At 39.4% G+C, this 22306-nt stretch carries 19 protein-coding genes; all 19 read left to right on the top strand.

The window, feature by feature from the left end; all coding sequences use genetic code 11:
• Window positions 1-415: 415 nt before the first annotated feature.
• The 19 genes from J7K40_05025 (at window position 416) to J7K40_05115 (ending at window position 22160) form a co-directional block, all read left to right on the top strand.
• Window positions 416-2197 (top strand): ABC transporter substrate-binding protein, encoded by a 1782-nt coding sequence (locus J7K40_05025; protein MCD6161759.1) that lies wholly within the window; start codon window positions 416-418, stop codon window positions 2195-2197.
• Window positions 2198-2199: 2 nt separating this feature from the next.
• Window positions 2200-3942 carry a HAMP domain-containing protein gene (locus J7K40_05030; protein MCD6161760.1) on the top strand — a complete coding sequence of 581 codons (1743 nt, stop codon included), beginning with the start codon at window positions 2200-2202 and terminating at the stop codon, window positions 3940-3942.
• Window positions 3923-5269 carry a sigma-54-dependent Fis family transcriptional regulator gene (locus tag J7K40_05035; GenBank protein MCD6161761.1) on the top strand — a complete coding sequence of 449 codons (1347 nt, stop codon included), beginning with the start codon at window positions 3923-3925 and terminating at the stop codon, window positions 5267-5269. The genes J7K40_05030 and J7K40_05035 overlap by 20 nt, the downstream gene beginning before the upstream one ends.
• 334 nt (window positions 5270-5603) lie before the next feature.
• Window positions 5604-6203: an aminoacyl-tRNA hydrolase gene (locus tag J7K40_05040; protein ID MCD6161762.1), complete on the top strand. Its 600-nt coding sequence runs from the start codon at window positions 5604-5606 to the stop codon at window positions 6201-6203.
• Window positions 6204-6266: 63 nt separating this feature from the next.
• A complete protein-coding gene (gene rpsF, locus J7K40_05045; protein ID MCD6161763.1) occupies window positions 6267-6671 on the top strand; it encodes a 30S ribosomal protein S6 in 405 nt (134 codons plus the stop codon).
• A gap of 85 nt (window positions 6672-6756) precedes the next feature.
• A complete protein-coding gene (locus J7K40_05050) occupies window positions 6757-6993 on the top strand; it encodes a 30S ribosomal protein S18 (protein MCD6161764.1) in 237 nt (78 codons plus the stop codon).
• Window positions 6994-6995: 2 nt separating this feature from the next.
• Window positions 6996-7952 (top strand): DUF2232 domain-containing protein, encoded by a 957-nt coding sequence (locus J7K40_05055; protein MCD6161765.1) that lies wholly within the window; start codon window positions 6996-6998, stop codon window positions 7950-7952.
• Between the two features lie 21 nt (window positions 7953-7973).
• Window positions 7974-8423: a 50S ribosomal protein L9 gene (rplI, locus tag J7K40_05060; protein ID MCD6161766.1), complete on the top strand. Its 450-nt coding sequence runs from the start codon at window positions 7974-7976 to the stop codon at window positions 8421-8423.
• Window positions 8424-8522: 99 nt separating this feature from the next.
• Window positions 8523-9005: a bifunctional nuclease family protein gene (locus J7K40_05065; protein MCD6161767.1), complete on the top strand. Its 483-nt coding sequence runs from the start codon at window positions 8523-8525 to the stop codon at window positions 9003-9005.
• Window positions 9006-9090: 85 nt separating this feature from the next.
• Window positions 9091-10878: a penicillin-binding protein activator gene (locus J7K40_05070; GenBank protein MCD6161768.1), complete on the top strand. Its 1788-nt coding sequence runs from the start codon at window positions 9091-9093 to the stop codon at window positions 10876-10878.
• Window positions 10875-11684, top strand: coding sequence for an ATP-dependent sacrificial sulfur transferase LarE (larE, locus tag J7K40_05075; GenBank protein MCD6161769.1), 810 nt, complete (start codon window positions 10875-10877; stop codon window positions 11682-11684). The genes J7K40_05070 and larE overlap by 4 nt, the downstream gene beginning before the upstream one ends.
• A gap of 10 nt (window positions 11685-11694) precedes the next feature.
• Window positions 11695-12063 (top strand): hypothetical protein, encoded by a 369-nt coding sequence (locus J7K40_05080; GenBank protein MCD6161770.1) that lies wholly within the window; start codon window positions 11695-11697, stop codon window positions 12061-12063.
• 18 nt (window positions 12064-12081) lie between these two features.
• On the top strand, window positions 12082-12498 hold the full coding sequence (locus J7K40_05085; protein ID MCD6161771.1) for a hypothetical protein: 417 nt from the start codon (window positions 12082-12084) through the stop codon (window positions 12496-12498).
• Window positions 12488-12979, top strand: coding sequence for a hypothetical protein (locus tag J7K40_05090; GenBank protein MCD6161772.1), 492 nt, complete (start codon window positions 12488-12490; stop codon window positions 12977-12979). The genes J7K40_05085 and J7K40_05090 overlap by 11 nt, the downstream gene beginning before the upstream one ends.
• 44 nt (window positions 12980-13023) lie before the next feature.
• Window positions 13024-13953: a calcium/sodium antiporter gene (locus J7K40_05095; protein ID MCD6161773.1), complete on the top strand. Its 930-nt coding sequence runs from the start codon at window positions 13024-13026 to the stop codon at window positions 13951-13953.
• Window positions 13954-14601: 648 nt separating this feature from the next.
• Complete coding sequence (locus J7K40_05100; GenBank protein MCD6161774.1) at window positions 14602-15876, top strand: hypothetical protein; 1275 nt, start codon at window positions 14602-14604, stop codon at window positions 15874-15876.
• 231 nt (window positions 15877-16107) lie between these two features.
• Complete coding sequence (locus J7K40_05105; protein ID MCD6161775.1) at window positions 16108-17736, top strand: cyclic nucleotide-binding domain-containing protein; 1629 nt, start codon at window positions 16108-16110, stop codon at window positions 17734-17736.
• 3 nt (window positions 17737-17739) lie between these two features.
• Window positions 17740-18090 (top strand): DUF3307 domain-containing protein, encoded by a 351-nt coding sequence (locus J7K40_05110; protein ID MCD6161776.1) that lies wholly within the window; start codon window positions 17740-17742, stop codon window positions 18088-18090.
• A 5-nt stretch (window positions 18091-18095) separates the two neighbouring features.
• Window positions 18096-22160 carry a tetratricopeptide repeat protein gene (locus J7K40_05115; GenBank protein ID MCD6161777.1) on the top strand — a complete coding sequence of 1355 codons (4065 nt, stop codon included), beginning with the start codon at window positions 18096-18098 and terminating at the stop codon, window positions 22158-22160.
• Window positions 22161-22306 lie beyond the last annotated feature (146 nt).

Below are 22306 nucleotides of genomic sequence, written 5' to 3' on the forward strand. Positions count from 1 at the left end.
CTGCCTGCCGGCGCCCGCCTGTCTGCGGACACGGGGCACGGTATTTTTACTATCCGCCATTGGCTTAACAAATAGCCCCGTCCGCCGCCGCGGGGGAATGACGCAAATGGGTAATCATCAAATTAAAATCAATTACTAAAATCTTATCTCGAAATATTTAACAAAATAAAAGATGAAGCGCCGATGTTTATCGGAGCCGCCCAACATCCCGCTGCTCTATGGGTTATGAAATAAGCAAGTTTCGATTGTTGGGTATTATTTTAAGAACTCTATAAAAAAGGCCGGACAGCAGTAAAATCAATAAAATGGATGTTTTTATGAACCAAGTGCAAATAATGTGGTAAAAGCCATTGCAGGATTGAATTTCTTGACGAGAACAATTAATTGGTATATACTTCCCACAAGGAGAAAAATATTGCGACGACTGTTATTACTATTGATAATATACTGCCTTTCATCACCAATCCTTCTGGCTGACACAAATGACTATGTGTTAGGCGAAATTATCCTTAAAAAAAATAAGTGTGTCTATATCGATAAGGGCCAAAGCGATGGCGTCGAGATTGGGCATAAATTCGATATCTTGTATGTCGGTCAGAAATATGGCAGCGGCATTATTTCCTGGGTTAGTAATGACATCTGTTGCGCGCGCATCGATTCTATGTCCTTTATTCGCTATAGTTATGTCGATCCCCTCGAAGTGAAAATTTATCTTGTAAAGCCCTCAATACACAAAGGCGGCGTTTTGCATGTGCCGTTTTATCAGAAGCTTAATTTGCAGCCATCACAGATAATCACTCCGGATGAACAGGCGGCGGCTTGTCTAATCTATGATGGATTGGTCAGACTCGACAGCAAAGGGAAAATTGTGCCTGGCCTGGCTCATTCATGGGAGATTCATGGCAATACATATACGTTTTATTTAAACCCGGATGTAAAATTTCATTCGGGCAAGCCGCTGGATGCCATGGATGTTGCTTATTCGCTTATGCGTTTAGCCAAGGCGGATAAAGTTACGCCCGCATCATCATTTATTCTTGAGGTTGATGGCTACAAGCAGGTTCATTTCGGCAATAAGAATGAATTGCTGGGAGTATTTATTCCCAACAGGCACACTATTGCAATTACTACAAACGATGCCTTTGTGCAGTTTTTGAAATATCTTTCCGGACCGGCAGGCTATATTATTCCGAATATCGATAATCCTCAAAACTTGCCTTTGCCAATCGGTACCGGTCCCTACATGATTGCCAGCCTCAATGATAAAACCATAAAACTTGCCGCTAATAAAAACTATTTTGAATCGCCGCCGGTATTGGACAGCATCATTTTTTGTAGATATAAGAACCGCGAAGAGGCGGCTCTTGATTTCGAACTTGGCAAACTTGATATAATCTTTTTCGATTCGCAAGAAAACAGAGACCTTCTTACCAGCGGCGATTATTCAGCGCGCCGCTATTATACCAATTCATCAGTGATTCTTGGCTTTAATTGCAAACACAGCTATCAAAAAAACTTCGAACTATCGAAAGCTCTGCAATATTTGTTTGATAGAGAAAGCATAATCCGTGTCCTGCTTGGCAATTCCGCTCAGAAGCCGAATGGAATTATTCCGCCAACCTTGAATTTGGAGTCATCTAATCAAACAGAATATTATTTTTCGCCATCGGATGCAAAATTAATGATTGAGGCAATAGACAACCTGCCGAACAAGCTGAATCTCGTGTATGATAGTCTCGATCCGGTGTTAAGCTCTGTGGCAGATTATATCGCCGCTCAACTGCGGCATACAGGTTTAAAAATTGCGGTTCGGAAAGCAGACAGCAGAGACCTCGAACGGTCGGTTGCGCTCAGTACGATGGATATGTTTTTATTCAGATATTACCTGCCAGTATCAGACCCTGACGCCTTTTTCTATCCGCTTTTTAGCGAGCGGTTAAATGGTCAGACCAATTATTTCAACTATGAGAATGCTCAACTTCAAAGATACCTTGATGGCGTCCGTCAAATCGATGATGCGTACACAAGAGATGAAATTTATTTGGAATCCGAACAATTAATAATAAATCAGCCGCCGCTTATTATTTTATACAATCCAATTATGACAGCGGCATTCCGGCGGGATTTAGCCGGTTTCGAGCCGGATTTCAGAGGCTTTGTTAATATCCGCAACGCTCATTTCCAATCGGGTAAATAACTATGAGAAAAAAAATATTCCTGCTTTTGTTAATCGCCTCAGCGCTGCCTTTTGCAGCAGTGATTGTAATGCTGCATTTTATAGCCGCCGACCAACAGATAAACCTTGCCAGACAACGCCTGACATCGGTAATAAGCGGCGTAGTCGGGTTCTATGATAGAACCGGTACGGATATTTTATCTCAGGTGCAGTCTTTAACAGCCAGCGATGACCTTAAACGCACGCTATTGTTAACCGACGAGATAGGCATAATCGACCAGTCAGCCCTGATAAAATCAACGGTTAATAATATGCGTCTGTTAAACCTCGACTATTTAATCGTTGTTGACCCTCAGGGGAAAGCATTAGCGCAGGGACATGAGCCGACGATATTCGGCATATCGCTTCAGGATGACCAGATTATTTCCGAGGCGTTATCCGGCCAGCAGGTTCATTCGCTGGGCATTCGAGAAATAAAGGGCGAGCCTTATATGATGATGCTGGCCGCCTCAGCCGCCTGGTTTAAAAACAGGGTTATCGGCGTAGTTATAGGCGGCATTATTATCGATGACAGCTATTTGCAGGATATAAAATCGCTTTCAGGAGCAGAATTAATTTTGTACAGAAATGGAATCATCAGCGAGAGCACAATCTCAGGCGATTTTGATAGAATGCCCATAGATACCTCCAGCAGTAAAATCTCCTCTTTGAACTTGGGCAGTGTTCCCTATAAATGCGGCGTTTTCCCGCTTACTGATTTTTCAGATGAAAAGATAGCTGACTTAATGATTGCTATCGATACCTACGACCTGCAAGCAGCATTTGATAATGTTTCTCTTATATTTATTCTCTTTGCTGTCGGCGGATTAATTTTAGCCCTTGTAATAGCCTGGGGTTTTGCTCACAGGATATCCAAACCTATAGCTGAACTGGCGGCGATGACGAATGAACTCGCGACCGGCAACTTCGATGTTGATATTCATTCAAAACGAAAAGATGAAATAGGCGATTTGATTAAAAACTTTAACTCGATGGCTTCCGATTTAAAAGACTATCATAAGAAGCTGATTGATTCCGAAAGAATGACGGCTTTCACACAGATGGCGCAGAAAGTGGCTCATGAGATTAAAAATCCCCTGACTCCTATTCAAGTATCAATTCAGGATTTAAAAAGAGCTTATGATAGAAACGATAATGACTTCCCTCAGATTATTGAAAAATCATGCCATACGATTTTAGAAGAGGTATCATCACTGGCGCGTATCGTTAAAGAGTTTTCTGAATTTGCGCGTTTTCCAGCCCCGCAGTTAAGCCGTGAAAATTTAAACGATATTATGTCATCGTTGGCTACTTTATATACTAATGAAATCGAAATTAACAGGTTGACACTTGATTTCAGCGCTGAAAAATTGATGATGGATATTGATAGAGATCAGATTAAACGGGCTGTTCATAATGTGCTGAAAAATGCGCTTGAGGCAACGGCAGAAACCGGACAAGTCGAGTTAAAAACTTACATTGAAAATAGTTTTGCAGTAGTTATGGTAACCGATAACGGTTCAGGATTTTCGGCGCAGGCGAAGAAAAATCTTTTTTCACCGTATTTTACAACTAAAACCGATGGCAGCGGCTTGGGTTTGGTTATAACAAAGAAAATACTAAGCGAACATAACGGCTCAATAGAGATTGATGATGAAGTTGGGGTAGGAACCGTAATCAAATTGAAATTGCCGTTAAAACATGATTATGAAAATACTCTTAGTTGATGATGAAAAAAATATACTCGAGTCTGTCGGCGGCGCGCTGCGGCGATCCGGCTATGATGTTGATACGGCCTCTGGTTTTGTCGAGGGGTTAAGCCGCTGCGATAACACTATTGATGTTGCTATTCTGGATGTCTGGTTAAGCGATGGCGATGGAGTCGATTTATTAACAGCCTTGAAGAAAAAATTCCCTGATTTAGCGGCAGTAATGATTTCCGGTCATTCTACCATTGCTACCGCTGTTTCCGCAGTAAAACAGGGCGCTTACGATTTTCTTGAAAAACCGCTGTCTTTAGACAGGCTTGAGGTAATACTTCAAAATATCGAGGACTATATCTCGCTGAAAAAACAGCGCGATGATCTTCTTAATCAACTCGATAGCGAATACAGGCTGATTGGCGAATCAAAGTCGATTAATGAGCTGCGCAAAACGATAATAAAATATGCCCCGGAGGATGCTCCCGTGTTCATTTCCGGCGAAAGCGGCACGGGCAAAGAATTAGTCGCTCGTCTTCTTCATCAGCACTCTCCCCGAAAGAAGGGTCCGTTTATAGCGGTAAATTGCGCCGCCTTGCCTACCGAACTGGCTGAGGCAGAGCTTTTTGGCTATGAGAAAGGTGCTTTCACCGGAGCGGCGCGTGCCTACCCGGGTCATTTCCGTCGCGCAAACAAGGGCGTTATATTCCTTGATGAGATAGTCGATGCCTCCCCCTCGCTTCAAGCTAAGTTGTTGCGGGTCTTGGAGGATAAAAAAGTAACGCCGCTTGGCGGTAAACAGGAATACATTATTGACGCCCGAGTTGTAGCCGCCTCTAATAAAGGCATCAACGAGGAAATAAAAGCTGGCAAATTCAGGGAGGATTTGTCATACAGATTAAATGTTTTGCCTATTCAAGTCCCCTCGCTTCGGGAAAGAAGCGATGATATTAAAATATTAGCAGACCATTTCTGCGGGCAATATGCCATGAAGTCGAATAAAAAACGGCGCCGCATTTCAAAATCGGGAATCACTTATCTTGAAAGCTTAAACTATCCCGGCAATATCAGGGAGTTGAAAAATTACATCGAGCGGATATTGATAATGACCGAAAGTAGCCCCATTGAGGCTGAACAAATCGAAAAGGTTCTGCAAGCCTCATCACGACAGGGGTTTACTTTTGGGTCGAGCTTAAAAGAATCCGTTATAGAGTTTGAAAAAGCTTATATTATCGAAACAATAAACGGCGCTGGCGGAAATATAGCCAGAGCGGCAAGAACCCTGGGGTTGGAACGAAGTCATCTCTATAAAAAAATGAAAGCTCTTGGCATCGATAAGGATTTTAGCAAATAATACAGCCATTTCGCTATAAATGCTATCATCATTTCCGAAGATTTTAACCCAGACTTTGTAGAGAAGCATAAATGTATTAATAAATTATCTCGAATTCCTCTGATTACCAAGCGCCGCTTGGTAACCTGAGAATAACACCAATTCATAGCATGCCTTACATGATAATTGCTATTTTAGTAAAATCCCAACCTGCCTGCCGGCGGGCATGACTGCAAAATCTGGATTTAGGTGTTATCAGGTACTCGCACCCGACAGCATGACAATGAAAGATTATATTGTCGAGACAACCGATTTAACTTGACATGATTGATAATATTTATAATTTTTACCGGTTGTGATGGTTGACAATACCCCGACAGCAGAAATAAAGGCAGTTTTGGGGTTGGGCAACCCCGGTCGACAGTATGCTGATAACAGGCATAATCTTGGCTATATGATTGTTGACCGGCTTGTTTTTTTGAAAAAAGAAGAATTCATTAAGGGCGATGGTCCATTTCTTTTCTGCCGGATACCGCTTAAGTCAGGCGATTTGATTTTATGCAAGTCGACGACTTATATGAACAACACCGGCAGGGCGGCAGATAAAATATGCCGTTATTTCGGTTTATCAGGACAAAACCTACTGGTTGTTTCCGATGACTGCAATCTTCCGTTAGGGAAGATACGTTATCGCGCCAGCGGTTCTGATGGCGGCCATAATGGCTTAGCATCGATTATTGATTGGCTGCAAACCCCAAAATTCCCTCGTTTAAGGGTGGGTATAGGAGCTAATCCATCAAATAAGCCGCTTGAGGAATATGTTCTTGAGGATTTCACCCGAAATGAATTTGAAATCGTTGATAAGGTGATTCCGGTTGTTGTCAATTTTATAATAAAATTGGCAGCTGAGAATCTATTGAGTAATTCGGCGACAATTACTGTTGCCGAGGAATAAAACACTAATATTTCCCGTCTCCTTACTCCTATTAAGGAGTCAGAGAGTCCAGAAGGAGTTTAAATGAAGATTTACGAGCTTACCTTTATCCTTACTACAACCTTAGATGAGAATGCGGCCGATGCCGAGATAAAGGGGTTGACCGATCAGATTAAAGCTTTAGATGGTAATATCTTTGAAATTCAGCATCTCGGTGTTAAAAAAATGACTTTCGAGATTAGTAAACAACGTCAGGGTAATTACATTACAATCTATTACGAAGGCGTTCCGACCATCCCAAAACAACTCGAAAAAAGCATGAAGCACAATGAGAATATTCTGAGAAATATGACTATAGTCTTGAAACCATCAGAGTATAAACCGCCTGTAAAGGAAGAAGAGAAGTTAGAAGAAGTCCCTGAAGTTGCCGGAGAAAGCGGGGAAAGCGGAGAAAGCGAAGAAAGCAAAGAAAGCAAAGAAAGTGTATAGGATAACCATATTCTAATATGTGATTTCGCTTAACAAATTAAACTTGATTAAATATGATTATTCAGAACGTTAAATATAATGGAGGATTAACATAGTGGAAAGAAGAAGAAAACGTAAAGTTTGTCGATTTTGCGAAAACAACGTTAAAAGAATAGACTATCGCGATGATAGGATATTAAATAAATACATAACCGATCGCGGTAAAATCGTTCCCGGTCGGGTAACCGGCGTTTGTCCCAAGCATCAGCGTTGGCTTTCTACGGCTATTAAGCGCGGTCGGACGATGGGTTTGCTGCCGTACACATCGAAAGAGATTCGTTAAATGTGGAAGAGCGCGCTCAAATAAATAATAGCTGGCAGCAAGCCGATAGGACGAAGTTATCGCTGCTAATTCTGTCAATTATATGCGCCGGATTATTCTCCGGCATTGTAATGCTTAATGTGATTTTCTTTATTATCGCTTTGGCGGCATTAATTACTCTCACTGTTCGGTTTGGTTATAATTATGCAGCGTTGGCCGGCCTTATTTCAGGCATGGTCTGCTTCATTTTTTATGGTGAAATGTTAACGCTAATATTAGCGCTGATGGTTTTAATTCCGGGGTATCTTATGGGATATAAATCAAGAATATTCAGTCCTGCCTATTCAGTGATATTTTGGGGGATGCTGCCGTTTTTATTCCCCTTAATAATTCTGGTTCTATATTATCCCGAGCTTATATCGCAAGGGCCATTGATGATTACCGAGATGAAAGGGATGATTGATGAAAATGCCGCCGTTTTAGGGCTTGGCGGCTCGCAGCTCAAACTGATGTATTCATCGATTGAGACAACAGTAACGTGGGCATTTCGGCTTGCGCCCGGAATTTTATTTACCATGTCCATGAGTATTGTGGTATTTGCCTATCTTGGGGCAATGGAAACAAGCAAATATTTTGGCGCAATTCTACCAAGATTTAAGCCGCTTTATTTATGGAAGCCGAGCGAACTCTTGTTAATCCCGTTGGGCATTTCCTTGCTGTTTGTATTATTGGGCGGTCCTTGGTTTGGAGTAATCGGCGAAAACGCGCTCGTGTTCATGATTCATCTGTATGCATTTTTAGGAATATGCTTAATTGATTTTTATTTCAAAAGAATGAGGGTTCCGACGGCAGTAAGGTTAATAGTATATTTGCTGGTTATGGTTGGGATAGTGGTAGTAATACCGGCGCTGGCTATTTTGAGCGTTATAGACAGCCGTTTCGATTTTAGAAAAATTTCGCAAGTGGAGAATAAATCTTAATTTTAAATAAGGAGCAAGATAATGAAAATAATACTCAAAGATGATATTAAAGATATTGGCGAATGCGGCGAGGTTATTGAGGTTAAAGGCGGTTATGCCCGTAATTACCTTATTCCCCAAAACTTGGCTATTATGGCTACAACCGGAAACCTGAAATCAATTGAAGAAATTAAAAAACAAAAAGGGTTTCGTGATAGTAAAAAGAAAAAAGGCGCCGAGAAAATTAAAGACAAACTGGAAAAAATATCAATTACTGCTGATGTTAATGTTGGCGAAGGCGATAAAGTATTCGGTTCGGTTACTGTATCGACAATTTCCAGTCTGCTTAAAGTGCAGGGTTTCGAAATTGACAAGCGGTTGATTATTCTTGATGAGCCGATTAAAGCTTTAGGTGTCTATACAATACAAGTAAAGCTTGAAAAAGATGTCATTGCTAATGTAAAATTATGGGTGGTTAAAAAAGAGAATTGATAAATATTTAAAGAGTAAACGATAATACCTTGAAAATACTTGTGATTAATCATTATTTTTAAGAATAACATTAAGTACTCTTAAAAGAAATGGTGTCTTATGGAATTAATTGAAGCGAAAATTGGCGGATTAGCGCTTGATATAACTACTAATTCGCCTGTAATAACACTCAGCCCAACAGATTCGGGAAAAATTCTGCCGATATGGATTGGCCACTATGAGGCATGGGCTATCGGGATGGAGTTGTCCGGAGTGGTTTCCAAAAGACCATTGACGCATGATCTGCTGTATGAGGTTATTAAAAGCATGTCAGGAGAAATCAATAAAATCGCTATAACCGAATTAAAAGACCAAACATTCTACGCCAAAATTTTCATAAAATCCAATGGCGCTACAATTGAGATAGATGCTCGCCCCTCCGACTCGATTGCCTTAGCTCTTAAATCCAAATCGCCAATTTATGTTAACAAAGAACTGTTTCACCTTAAAGATGAAAAAATCACGGGTATCCCCAACCAAGAGTCGCTGCGTGAAAGATTGCGGCGAATAAACCCCGAAGATTTTGGAAAATATAAGCTATGATAATTATCTATCGGGAGAAATGACCGCAATTGTTAGTTAATGTTATTTTATAATAGGTAAAGAATCATTGTTGAGGGTATCATAATTGAGAAAAATAATACTAATATTTCTGGTCATTGTCTCTGTTGCCTATTCACAGATACAGCCGGAATCTCCCTATGAGGGATTGAAACAGGCTCTTTATACTTACAGCCTGGGAAGATATAATGAATCATACAAGCAGTTTAAGGATTTAGCAGAATTTTATATTCTCGATGGTCATCATACGATATTTACCTTTATGGCGGCAAAATCACTTTACAAAAACAGAGAATATGAAAAAGCCCGCCGTGAATTTCAGAGATTTATAAATGAATATCCATCCTCATCATATATTGGAGCCGCCTACCTATATCTTGGGCATATCGCCTATCGAGAAAATAATTTGCTTTCAAGCGCTATAAAATATCTTAAGGCTAATGATATAAACCATAAATCGAAAGCCGGCATTATCGCCGCCAACAATCTTAAGCCGATGCTTGAAAAGGAGCTTAGCATAAGCGATATCGAATCGCTGGTCGATAATTATCCGCAGGCAGAACTGGCTGATGAGATAGTCTTTTATCTCGGTAAAAGGCATTGCGATGAGGCAAGATATAAACGAGCTGTTAGGGTTTTCAAAAAGTATATAGATAATTATCCCAAAGGCAGCTATATTGATAAGGTCAATAAGCTTTATACCGAAGCCGTTGACAAAGCAAACGCCAAAATTACAGTAGGAGTATTAGCACCGTTAACAGGTTCTTATGCCGATTACGGTTTAAACCTTGTGGAAGGCGTAAAACTTGTATTTGATAATGCGCTTAGTATAGGCAATAAAAAAATAGAATTAATGGTTATTGACACTTATGGTTCGCCGGTTTATGCAACTAAAGCCGTTAAAACATTAATACAGGAAGAACCGGTGGCAATAATTGGTCCTTTGCGGTCGGAATCAGCGGTTGGCGCCGCTATTGTAGCTGGTTATAGCGGCATTCCGCTTATTACTCCTACTGCCTCCGAAAAGGGAATAACCGAACTCGGCAATAATATCTATCAGATTTCACCATCCGCAGAAATTATTGCTGCTGCTTTAGCTGAATATGCAATGAAGGATTTAGGCATCAAAAACTTTGGCATTATTGCACCCGGCGATTTTACCGGTCGTCAGGTTTCAAAAGCATTCTCGCAGAAAGTGTATCAACTCGGCGGGGAAGTTTTATCAAATACTTTTTATGAAATCGGCCAAACCGATTATTCCAATCAGATTAAGCCGCTGCGTGAAATATTATTGATGAAAACCGAAGAACAGCTTGCTATGGAAGAAATTGACTCAACCGAGTATTACGATCTCGATAAGGAAGAATGGCTTGAACAGGATGACTGGCGGGTATATCTTGGCGGGTTGTTCCTACCGGGTTATGCCGAAGAACTCTCATTGCTGGTTCCTCAAATAAGGTATCATGTTATCTCAACAAAATATTTTGGCCTCGATGGATGGGATTCAAAAGCACTTATGAATAAAATCGATCGCTACATCGAGGGCGCTGTTTTCGCCACTGATTACCATCCGGGTTCGGAGGGAAGCGCTTGGGATAAGTTTTATATAATGTATTATCAGAAATATAATCGGGAACCAGGCCGAGTTTCCGCTCTTGCTTATGATGCGGCTAATTTAATCAAACTTGCCATTCAGGGCGGAGCATATACTCCTGAAGGCGTTAATGATTTCCTAAGCTCGCTGAAAAATTATAATGGCGCCAGTTGCATCATCAATTTTAAATCATCGAACAACGCCAATAACGCAGTCAGCATCTATCAAATTATGGATGAGGATATTGTTCAGATTAAATGAATAGTAAAAAAGAAAATAAGTTAACTGAGATTATTAAAGAATTAGACTCGGCAGTAATTGGATTATCCGGCGGAGTTGACTCAACGCTGATAACTAAATTTTGCATCGATTGCCTTGGTCCCGAAAATGTTTGGGCGGCAACCGGCGATTCGAAATCGATACCGGCAGAAGAATTGGAATACTGCAGGAAAATAGCAGACGAGTTAAACCTGCCGGAAGGTCATTTTAAATTAATTGCAACGGATGAACTCGATAACCCGGACTATGCCGCTAATCCTGAAAACAGATGTTATTTCTGCAAGCAAGAACTATTCGGCAAGCTGGCTGAATATGCCAAAGAAGTCGGCGCGAAACATATAGTCGATGGTTCAAACGCCTCCGATTTGAATGATTATCGTCCTGGAAGGCGCGCTGGAAAAGAGCTTCAAGTGCGGTCGCCATTTGCCGAAGCCGGCATAAATAAAGATGATATTCGTACACTGGCAAAGAAACTTGGCTTGCCAAACTGGGATAAACCATCCATGCCATGCTTGTCATCAAGGATACCTTATAATTCGCCGGTAACGCCTGAAAAATTAGAGCAGATTGCCGCTGCCGAAAAGTATTTACGAGAACTCGGCTTCAAACAATTTCGGGTGCGCCATCACGGCCAAATCGCCCGGCTGGAGATTGATGATTTTAACTTGATATTAAAAAACGGCTTGAGGAATAAAATTAACAGCGAATTGAAAAAACTTGGCTTCGATTATATTGCGATTGACCTTGGGGGATTTCGTTCCGGTAATTTAAATATTAATATAAGATGAAAGGATTAAAATGGCTGATTCAGACAAACAAATTGCAATTACAGGTACTGTAAACAAAGAAAAAAGAGAACTGGCTCTAAATAAGAATATTCAGATTCCTGATGAGGCTATTCCTCCGGGATTAGCGGTTACGGCTACTGTTGAGGGTCATCATTTGCACCTATCTTTTAATGAGGACATAGCCTTAGTGGTAGTTTCCGGCGAGAAAAAACGGACAATTACTTTTAAGGAATTGACCCTGTCGAACAAATTTGCTTTAGAGGCATTGGTTATGCTTTTGGTGGAAAAGAAAGTTATCGATGCCAAAGAACTTGAAAAAACAATGGACAACGTGCGCAAATCTCATTTTCATGGCGCGCCGGAAGCTAAAAATGAATAAATAGCCTGCTGAGAGAAAATGGAAACGCTTACTTGGATATCGCATCCCGCTAAGAGAAGAAAAAAAGCAACGGTATTAACGCTTATATTTATGCATGCCGTGTTTGTGATGGTTTATGTTATAACCAGTTCTATAGCAATGGTCGTATTGGCTGGCTTGATATTTATAGGAACTTTATCAACCTATTTCTTCCCTACCAGATATGAGATATCCAAAGACAAAGTGAAAGTGAAATATCTATTAACAAAAATTGAGAAAGACTTGAAGGTTTTTCGTTCATTTTATTCTGATAAAAACGGAGTGCTGTTATCACCCTTTCTTTCACCATCGCGATTAGAGAATTTCCGTGGTTTATACGTGCGGTATCATAATAATAAAGAAGAAGTTGACTCATTTGTAAAAAAGATTTTTGAGGAAAGAGAAAATGAGTCATAAGCAATTTTTTGATGCGCCGGGTGGAAAAAAACCGGACGATAACACTAAACCCACTCCCGATGAGCAGGAATTATTAAACAATTTTGCTGAATGGATTGTCAAGAAAGGCTTGACCGTACCGGCAATCATGTTCTTTGAAATGTCTAAACCGCTAAACTGGATCGGTTCGCAGGCGATGTTAGTCGCTGAACCGGCCGCTTGGGCGTTAGCTCCCTTTTTGCAGGCTTTTTTCGGGTTGAGACATGAAGATTATTTAAAGTTTCAAAAATTGATGGAAAAACGCCACAGTATGGAAAGTTTTATCTTAACGATAGAAAATTATGATGCGGAAGCTAAAATAAAAGAAAAAGAGATAAAAAAGAAATACAAAGCTGAAAAGAAAGAATTAAAAGCTAAGAAGAAAGCAAAACGTAAGAAATTTTTCCGCAAGGTTCTCAATAAAAAAGATGCGGATGATTTTAATAATCTCTCAAACAATTAATTAATTGCAAAACGTAATTATTTTCAGTATACCATAATAATACTATGATAAATGTTTTTTTAAACCTGCTGATAATAGCAGTTTGCGGTGTTGGTTTATGGTGGAGTGCCAATCTTGTTGTTGATGGCTCCACAAATATTGCTCGCAAGCTGGGCATTTCCAATCTGGCTATAGGATTGACAGTTATCGCTTTTGGCACCTCGGCACCGGAATTCGCGGTTACTGCAATAGCGGCAATCAAAGGTCAGGGGGATATATCAGTTAGCAATGTTGTCGGCTCAAATTTCTTAAATCTCGGCCTTGTGCTGGGGTCAGTTGCTTTATTTCGCGCTATCCCAACGACACAGGTAAAAGCTCGCCGCGAGGGAGCAATATTAATAGGCGGGACATTGCTTTTTATAATGCTGATGGCCGATTTTAAAATGGCTCGCTGGGAGGGATTTTTATTTTTGGCCTTGTTGATTGCCTACATACTTTATATGTTTTTCAGTAGTTCGGCAAACCAGGAAAAGATACCGGAAGGTGAATTTAAATACTTGGATGTGATCAAACTTATCGGCGGTTTGGTCATTATTCTTGTCAGCAGCAATTATCTCGTTGAAGCCGCTGTTGTGCTTGCTCGTCAGATTGGCATATCCGAATGGATGATTGGCGAGACGATTGTCGCCTTGGGAACATCTCTTCCGGAACTGGCTACATCTTTGGCGGCTGTTATTCGCGGCAATTACGGCTTATCCATAGGCAATTTAATAGGCAGCAATCTATTCAATCTCTTTGGCGTACTTGGTCTGGCGGCGATTCTTCGTCCGATGACTATAGACCAAGATGCTTTCAGCCATCTAATCTGGCTGCTGGCTTTTATGGTCTTAGTAGTTATATTTATTAGAACGAACAGAAAAATCAGTCGTCTTAAGGGCGCAGTGTTGATATTGATTAATGCGGCGGTTTGGGTCAAAGGGTTTTTAGAACACTAATACTGCTGTAATTATCAACGAATTAAAATCACTACTGTCCGGAATTATGTGAACATATAGCGTTAAGAACACACCCCTGACCCCCTCTCAAGAGGGGAATAAAAAATGTTGGCGTACGAGGACGTACTCCAACCACTTTAATCTCTCTCAAGAGGGGAATAATATCTGCGTCAACACGATATATGATTATGCAATTTAAAAGTCCCCCGTAATTGGCGAGGGATTTAGGGTTCCATGTCAACCCTCATTTGCGGGATGTTATCAAAGCCCCCCCTCTTGAGAGAGAATTTAGGGGTGTGTTGACAGTTGTAAAAATAATAAAACAATTATCTTATATGTTTTTTTTCTGTGAGGTTATTTTTTACCAAAATGTGTAATGACATTGATTAATCACAATGCCTTAAATGATAATCACTGCTATTATAAAATTCCAACCTGCCTGCCGGCGGGCATGGCTGCAAAATCTAAGTTTATATAACACCTTATATTTTATGCAGAATTCCTGCCATTATTTAATAGCAAAAATACAAAACAATTCAATTGTTTTCAAAATGAAACCCTTAACCTTAATCAATATATTTTTTAGCCGAATAAATATATATTACAATTTAATCATCTTAAAAAAGAAATCCCACCACAGGAGGATTAATGCTATCATCAAACGTAGGAAGATTAACAACAACAAAGATATATGTAGGCACGCTTTTTATATCGATTCTTTCGTTTTTCACAACCTTTAAAGGCTTATGCATAATACTATCATGGGAATTAGCCTTGCTTGGTTCCTTGGGCATTCAAACAGCGATGTTGGGAATTGCTTGGAATCTGATAAAAATCAAGGAAGACCGCAAAAATTATGTCATAGCTTTCTCGGTGGCGGCGATTTTTTCCATTTTCTTTTCCTATGCAAACTTCGATACAAATCTGAAAGCCAACACCAGACCCCGTGAAGCCCGAAGCGCCTATTATGAAGCGGTCAGACCAGTATTATCAGAATATGCCTCAATTACTAAAAACGCCGCTATCAAAGCCCGCTATCAATGTAATCGCCTTAACAGCTTAATCAATATGGAAGAAGAAAAAGGTTGGTCAACAATCATTGATGAGGGCAGTCAGGATAAGTTTCTGCAGTCAATCATTGATGGCGCCAGGTTGACAGTTGAATCATGGAAACAATCAACCGGCACAGATTATCGTCAAGGGAAAGGCCGGGGTATAATAATCAATTATCTCGAAAGCAGGCAAAGTCAATCAGAAACCAATCTTAAATACATCGAGAGCTATATCTATTTACTTGATTCTCTTACATTAAGCCTGACAACACATATGACAGTAACCGATCAATATAATATCGTTAATAAGGCTTATGTAAATCTCCCCATAAGCGTTGTTAGCATTATAAATTATGACGAAGGGCTTCATGGAATTTCAACGCCGCCTTCAATCAGCGTTTATACCGAAAAGCCCGCTAATACTCAACAGGCTTTAATGCTGGTAATTAACGACTTGTTTCACATGGATAGACTGGCATTCTTATCGCTTATGCTGGCAATAGCCATCGACTTTATTGTTATTCTTATAGCCTTTGCAGGCAGTCACATAATGGCTAAATCTGATTTTATGCTTGAGAAAATCAAAGGAGATACCGCTAAACGTCTAAAAAGTATTAAACTTGAGGATACTGAAAAATTCAACAAGGTACTTGAGAGCAATCTCGAAATTTATAAAAAAGCCGCCCAGTATGGCAAAGATATATCAACGATTACCGATTATTACCAGAATTCGAGAAATAGCGGCAATTCCGGTTCAAGAAATAAATCTGTCTCTATTAAATATGCCGGTCCGGGCAGTAAGCCATTTATAGCAAAAGAAAAATCGAGATTGGAAAAATGGTTAAAATCATCCAAACAACATATAGAATAAATTCACAATGGATTGATTTGCTGATTAGCGTATTATCTGATTTTCAAATTATAATAAGGATATTTTACTTAAGATTTCCTCTGAGTTTTTGGGTAATTAATTATGAAATTTACTCTGACTAAATGTGTATTAAAACTGTGAAAAACCAGCATGAAATTTAAGCATTTTTTACTTCAAAGTATTAATTCATTCAAGTTCTTGTCGATAAAATATTTAGTATAGGTTATAATTATGAGCATAACAAAAATACAATTATTCAAACAAGTGCCGCTGTTTTCCGGAATTCCAAAGGAATTATTCAACCATCTGATAAAAGTAGTAAGCGAACGCACTCTTCCTGCCGGGGAAATATTGTTTTCTGAAGGCGATACAGGTAAAACATTTTATATCATTAAATCAGGTAAAATTGATATCCTAAAAAACGACTCCGCTTCAAATAATGAGATTAAGCTGGCAACTCGCGGTGAAGGTGATTTTTTTGGAGAGATGGCGCTTCTGGAAAGTTCCCCAAGGTTTGCTACAGCCAAAGCAATCAAAAAAACTGTTGTTTTGGAACTATCGCGAAAAAATTTCAGAAAAATAATTGCCGAATATCCATCAATTGCCTTAGAAATAATGAGCGAATTATCCTCACGGTTGCGTCAGGCCGACCTTCAATCGATTCGCGACCTTCAAAGGAAAAAAGAACAGCTTGAAAAGTCTAATAAAAAATTACTACAAACTACTCAGGAACTGAAAAAATCAAACGAAAGCATACAATCAGCCAACAAATTTCTGGAAACGATTATTTCCGCCTCGCAATTTTTTATAGTTGTTACCGACAATCAAGGTAAAATATTTATATTTAACGATGCCGCTAAAAAAGTTTTCAACATCATTTTTAGTGATATTGCCTGGTCAAATATCGATTCTGTTCTTAAGCCGGTTGGGAATAGCAATCTGCTTTCGGAAATCGAGAAAAATCTCGCCGAGGGAAAAACCTGGTCGGGCGATGTTTTAAATTTGACTCAAGATAATAAAAAACAATTTATTGAACTTGTTGGAGCCAGAGTATTCGATGAAAAAGGGGACACTTTCGCATCTCTTTATATGGGGCGGGATATTACCGAGGAAAAGAATGTTGAACGCCAGATGATATTCCTCGACCGGATGGCTAGCAGAGGCGAAATGGCTGGGGAAATAGCCCATGAGTTAAACAATTTCCTTGCGGTTGTAATGGGAAATCTTGAGCTGCTTCAAATGGAAATTCAAATGAGCAAAACCGATAAAGCTTTGAAAAAAATCAATTCCATGCAAGGCGGGCTCGATAAAATAAGAAAATTCGCGGATAGTTTGATGATGTATTCAAGTCCGGATTTGAAAAAAGAGGAATTCGATATTCATTCGTTTTTTGAAAATGAGCTATTCTTCATTAAAGCCCACAGTCGTTTTGATAATATCAAAATTGTCTTTGATTTTGCTAAAAGCATGCCTTTAATAACCGCTGATAAAAGCCAGATTCAACAGGTATTAATAAATCTGCTAAACAACGCCGCTGATGCCGCTGAAAATTTGCCTGATAGAAAAAGCAAGATTGTAGTTAAAACACTTTACCAGCCGAATGATAATTCAATAATTATTTCAGTTACCGATAACGGAGTAGGTTTTGTCGATGATAGCCTTGATAAAGTATTCAGGCAGCATTTTACAACTAAAGAAAGAGGACATGGATTTGGTCTTCTGGCGGTAAAGAGGGTCGTTAAGAACCATGCCGGCAAGGTCTGGGCTGAAAATAACCCCGAAGGCGGGGCTATATTTTATATTCAATTACCGATAAACTCCGAAGAAGTAAAATCAGCTATTCCATCTAATGTAAGCTAAGTTATGGATATACTGTTTTTCCTAATATTAGGACATTTCTGCGGCGATTACGCTTTTCAGTCTGACCGCATGGCTGAACGCAAAAAATCGTCTTTAATAATACTATCATATCATGTAATAGTATATACTATTTGTATCGGGGCATTTTTCGTGTTCTATTCGCTGTTATATTATCCGGGGTTGTTTTATCAAACTGCCACCTTATTATTTTTAGGAATATTATATATTGAGCACTGGGTACAGGATTTCATTAAGAACCGTAATGAAACCTGCTCGAAACAAAACTATTATATCGATCAGATGATACACATTGCTGTTTTATATTTTTATCGAATTTTTATATATTCTGGTTAATCAAGGTGAGCAATACCGAATTAAAATATCTAATCCCTTATTTGCCGGATATATTAATCAATACTGCTGATTGTGATATAAACAATACCGAAAATAGAATTATAAACGGAACATTGCTGTTTGCCGACCTCTCGGGTTTTACCGCTATGTCCGAGAAATTGGCCATTATGGGCAGACTGGGCGCCGAAAAATTGGCTGGCATAATGAATAACTGTTTTAATCCGCTTCTGGGATTGGTTTTTGCTACTGATGGTGATGTTGTCAAATTTGGAGGGGACGCTTTTCTTGCCCTTTTCACCGGTAAAGATAATGGTTTAAAAGCTTTCAATTGCGCCAATAATCTGATTAACTGGGTAAATGAGAACAGCAGAATTTCCACATCAGCAGGTGATTTCACGCTTGGCATTCATGCCGGTATAAGCAAGGGCGATATTTTCAATTTTACTATAGGCAGTAAACGGCGCGATCATCTCTTTTGCGGACAAATAGTCGAGAACGTTTATGCCGCCGCTGATGCCGCTGAACTTGGTCAACTGGCAATGACAAAAGAAGCCGCCCGGTTTTTTAATAACCTTGATTTCAATGAAACCGATGACGGGTTCTATATCTGCCAAAATTTAAGTAAAACCTGTAATTATAAACCGGCAATAAGATCTATCGCAGAAAAAACTGCCGCTAAACTATGTTTGGAAAAGTTTATCATAACAGGCCTTCAAGACCAGCTTCATTTCAATAACGGTATAATCGAGGGTGAACATCGGGTTCTAACAAACCTTTTTATCGGTGTAAATTCATTAAGGAAAAACCTTGAGGCCAATATCGATGAATCCATTTCGGTTATAGATGAATATTTTACCATACTTAACGATATTATTATAAAATATGGCGGCGCCTTTGCTCGGCTTGACTCCAGCGGAACTTCTGAAAAGATGCTGATATTTTTCGGCGCGCCGGTGTGTTCCGGCCGTGATGCTCAAAACTGCTTGAAAGCTGTTTTGGAGATAGAGTCAGCGATGCAGGACATAAATAAAAAATTCGCTTACCCAATTAAGCATCGCTACGGCATCAATACCGGCCTTTGTTTTGTCGGCGATGTTGGCGGACAATGGCGGCGAGAATATACGGCTATGGGAGATGCTATCAATCTGGCAGCGCGTTTGATGTCTAAAGCTGATTACGGGGAAGCTTTAGTAGGTGAAGAAACAATAAAAATATGCGGCAATGATTTTATTACCTGTGATGGCGGTCATGTTAAGGTAAAAGGCAAACAAAAACCGGTTAAAGTATATTTCCTTGAAAAAGAATTTATTAAGGAAAGCTCAACTGAGCTTATTATCGGCCGGGAAAAGGAACTAGAACAGGTTCGCTTATTTATCGAAAAAATTGCAAATGATAAAAGGGCATTCTTGTTAGTTTCGGGAGAACCGGGTGCCGGAAAATCGCTTTTATGCGGCAGGATTAAAAATATCTCTATCGAAAAAGGACTGCTAAACATTGAGAGCGCCTGCTTCAAGCATACGGAAAAAACGCCTTACGTCCCTTTAAAGGCATTGCTAAGCGGTCTTTTGAAGTTATCGTCAAAATCATCGCAAAAACAAAAACGAGCAGCTCTTCAACAACAGATTAGAAATATAGGCGAAAGCGAATGGGAACCATTAATAGCGCCTTTGTTGGATTATTTTCCAGCAGTGCCGCCAGAGATAAAGAATTTACCGGATGATATTAAGAAGCAAAAAATCAACGATATCCTGAGTCGTCTAATTTGTGAAATCAATAGTAAAAACCGGTCTCTGCTAATTATCGATGATATCCAGTGGATAGATGAGACATCGTTTAATATAATAAAAGCGTTAAAAGGATTAAATAATTCACCGGGGATTGTATTTATCAGCCGCCCCGGTAAAATTTATGATGAACTGACTAAATCGTCGGATGTGACGAACATTAATCTTGGCGGTTTGACATCCGAAAATTCCCGCAAGCTGTTTTTAACTATTCTGGAAGGTATATTGCCCTCTGAGGATATCATCCAACAAGTTATAGAAAAATCCGGCGGTAATCCTTTTTATTTGGAGGAGATGGCTCGAGCCTTTATAGAATTAGGTTCTGAAAGATTTAACGCCGCTGATAATATACCATCAGGTATAGAATCGGTTATCACCGCCAGAATCGATAATCTTGGGGAAATGGTAAAAAAAACCGTTCGCACTGCCAGCGTAATAGGCAGAGTATTCCCATATAATGCTTTAAAAAATATATTCCCTGATAGAAAAAGGGTTGGCAAATTGCGGGAATATATCGAAAATCTGGCGCATCTTGATTTAACTCCGCTTGAAAGACAACAACCGGTGTTGGAATATATTTTCAAACATATTTTAACTCAAGAAGTTGCCTATAACGGCTTGCCATTTTCATCTCGAAAAAGCCTTCATATTAAAACTGCCGAGTTTTATATTAGTAAAAAGCGGTTTTTGAAACGCAAGCCTGATGTTCCCGCTCATCATTACCTTTTAGCCGGCGAGGAGCTTAAGGCTTTACCTTATCTATTTATGGCAGGGCAAAAAGCGGTTTCCGAGTTTGCCAGCAGCGAAGCTTTCGGATTTTTTAATAGAGTTATTGAAATATCTGAAAAACATAACAACAAAGAATATCTCGCTAAAGCGTTACAGAACAGCGGCGAACTGGCAAAACACACAGGCAATTACAAACTGGCAGAGGAGAATTATTCGCGACTGAAAATGTGTATGGCGGGGAATATCACTATGACAGCGTTGGCGTTGCGTGAAATTTCACTGATTCACCGTCTGACAGCTGACTATGACAAAGCCGAAATAATTATCGATGAACTGGGAAAACTTCTGCCCGATGATATTCCCATTAAAATATTTAATCTCAATGGCAAGGCGGAAATCGCCCGCCGCCGGGGTAAACTTCAAGATTGTCGGGAATTATTACTAAAGGCTCTGAAGTTATGCAGGGAAAACGACCCTCCCCCGAATTTGGAGGCAGTTGTTTACAATAATCTGGGTATTTGCCACTGGAGTATGGGTAAAATAAAAGAAGCTGCCGTTTACTATAAATCAGCCTTAGCCCTATATCGTCGATTGAAAGATTTAAACGGACAGTCAAAGATTGTAAATAATCTAGGTATTATAAGCGATGAAATGGGCAAACTTCATCAGGCAGCCAATTCATATGAAAAAGCGGAGAAAATTTTCATACGTATCGGAGCTTCCCGCTCAGAGGCATTCGCCTGCGCTAATCTTGGTACAAATTTTTCAACCAGAGGCTATTTATTAAAGGCTGCTGATAAACTAAACCGGGCACACACAATATTCAAAAAAATCGGCGATCAACATAGTTTAGCATATACAATCGGCGACCTTGGGATAGTATATTTGCGTGAAGGGGATATCGGGAAAGCTAAAAATTATTTAGCAGATGCGCTTGAAATGGCGCTTCAATTGAAAGACGAAGAGTTTATCTTAGAATCAAAAGTCAGATTAGCGCGGTTAAGACTTAACGAAGCCAAATTAACTATTTCTGAAGTTGAGAAGTTAATTGATAAAGCCAAAGAAGTCGGTTCGGCGGAATTGGAAATCAAATCCCATATACTTAAAGGACTATTACAATTAAGCACAGGCAATTACGATATTATTAATGGTACTATTGAAATGCTAAATAATATGGAAGAAATAAGGAATTACCCCGAACTCGAATTGGAATTATCGAAATTGAAAATCCTATTTCATTATATATTTAATGACAAAACAATCGCTATTAAGTTATTAAACACGGCATTCAAGAAAGCAATATCGGGCGATTTAGCCATAATGGTGTCTGACTTGATAGTAGTTGGCAATGGCTGCGGTTTGATGTTGGAAATTCCATCGAATATATCAGGTAAGATTAGCCAATATTTTGAGAGACTGAAAAATAACATGGAATCTGCCAAACATGAACAACTTATGGTTTTCATCAAAAGAAAGACTGAATATTTAAAAAGTATGTTAGCCAATTGTCAAGATAAGCAAAATCAGTCAAAAGTATTGGATTTTACCAATAAATAGGGAATTTTCCCAATAATTCTTAGGCGTTTTATCCGCAATTAAATCATTGTCGTCTTTTCTATTATATTTAATAACAATAGGTTATAACATTCTGCAGAAAATCCCGTTTTTGGGATAATTATATGCTTATTGAATATTTCAAAATA

Source organism: Candidatus Zixiibacteriota bacterium (assembly GCA_021159005.1).
Lineage (GTDB): Bacteria > Zixibacteria > MSB-5A5 > UBA10806 > 4484-95 > JAGGSN01.

What these genes read in the sequence shown, in the direction of transcription:
- J7K40_05030 (MCD6161760.1), top strand. Translation starts at nt 2,200, where the DNA reads ATGAGAAAAAAAATATTCCTGCTTTTGTTAATCGCCTCAGCGCTGCCT.
- J7K40_05035 (MCD6161761.1), top strand. Translation starts at nt 3,923, where the DNA reads ATGAAAATACTCTTAGTTGATGATGAAAAAAATATACTCGAGTCTGTC.
- rpsF (MCD6161763.1), top strand. Translation starts at nt 6,267, where the DNA reads ATGAAGATTTACGAGCTTACCTTTATCCTTACTACAACCTTAGATGAG.
- rplI (MCD6161766.1), top strand. Translation starts at nt 7,974, where the DNA reads ATGAAAATAATACTCAAAGATGATATTAAAGATATTGGCGAATGCGGC.
- J7K40_05065 (MCD6161767.1), top strand. Translation starts at nt 8,523, where the DNA reads ATGGAATTAATTGAAGCGAAAATTGGCGGATTAGCGCTTGATATAACT.
- larE (MCD6161769.1), top strand. Translation starts at nt 10,875, where the DNA reads ATGAATAGTAAAAAAGAAAATAAGTTAACTGAGATTATTAAAGAATTA.
- J7K40_05080 (MCD6161770.1), top strand. Translation starts at nt 11,695, where the DNA reads ATGGCTGATTCAGACAAACAAATTGCAATTACAGGTACTGTAAACAAA.
- J7K40_05085 (MCD6161771.1), top strand. Translation starts at nt 12,082, where the DNA reads ATGGAAACGCTTACTTGGATATCGCATCCCGCTAAGAGAAGAAAAAAA.
- J7K40_05090 (MCD6161772.1), top strand. Translation starts at nt 12,488, where the DNA reads ATGAGTCATAAGCAATTTTTTGATGCGCCGGGTGGAAAAAAACCGGAC.
- J7K40_05095 (MCD6161773.1), top strand. Translation starts at nt 13,024, where the DNA reads ATGATAAATGTTTTTTTAAACCTGCTGATAATAGCAGTTTGCGGTGTT.
- J7K40_05100 (MCD6161774.1), top strand. Translation starts at nt 14,602, where the DNA reads ATGCTATCATCAAACGTAGGAAGATTAACAACAACAAAGATATATGTA.
- J7K40_05105 (MCD6161775.1), top strand. Translation starts at nt 16,108, where the DNA reads ATGAGCATAACAAAAATACAATTATTCAAACAAGTGCCGCTGTTTTCC.
- J7K40_05110 (MCD6161776.1), top strand. Translation starts at nt 17,740, where the DNA reads ATGGATATACTGTTTTTCCTAATATTAGGACATTTCTGCGGCGATTAC.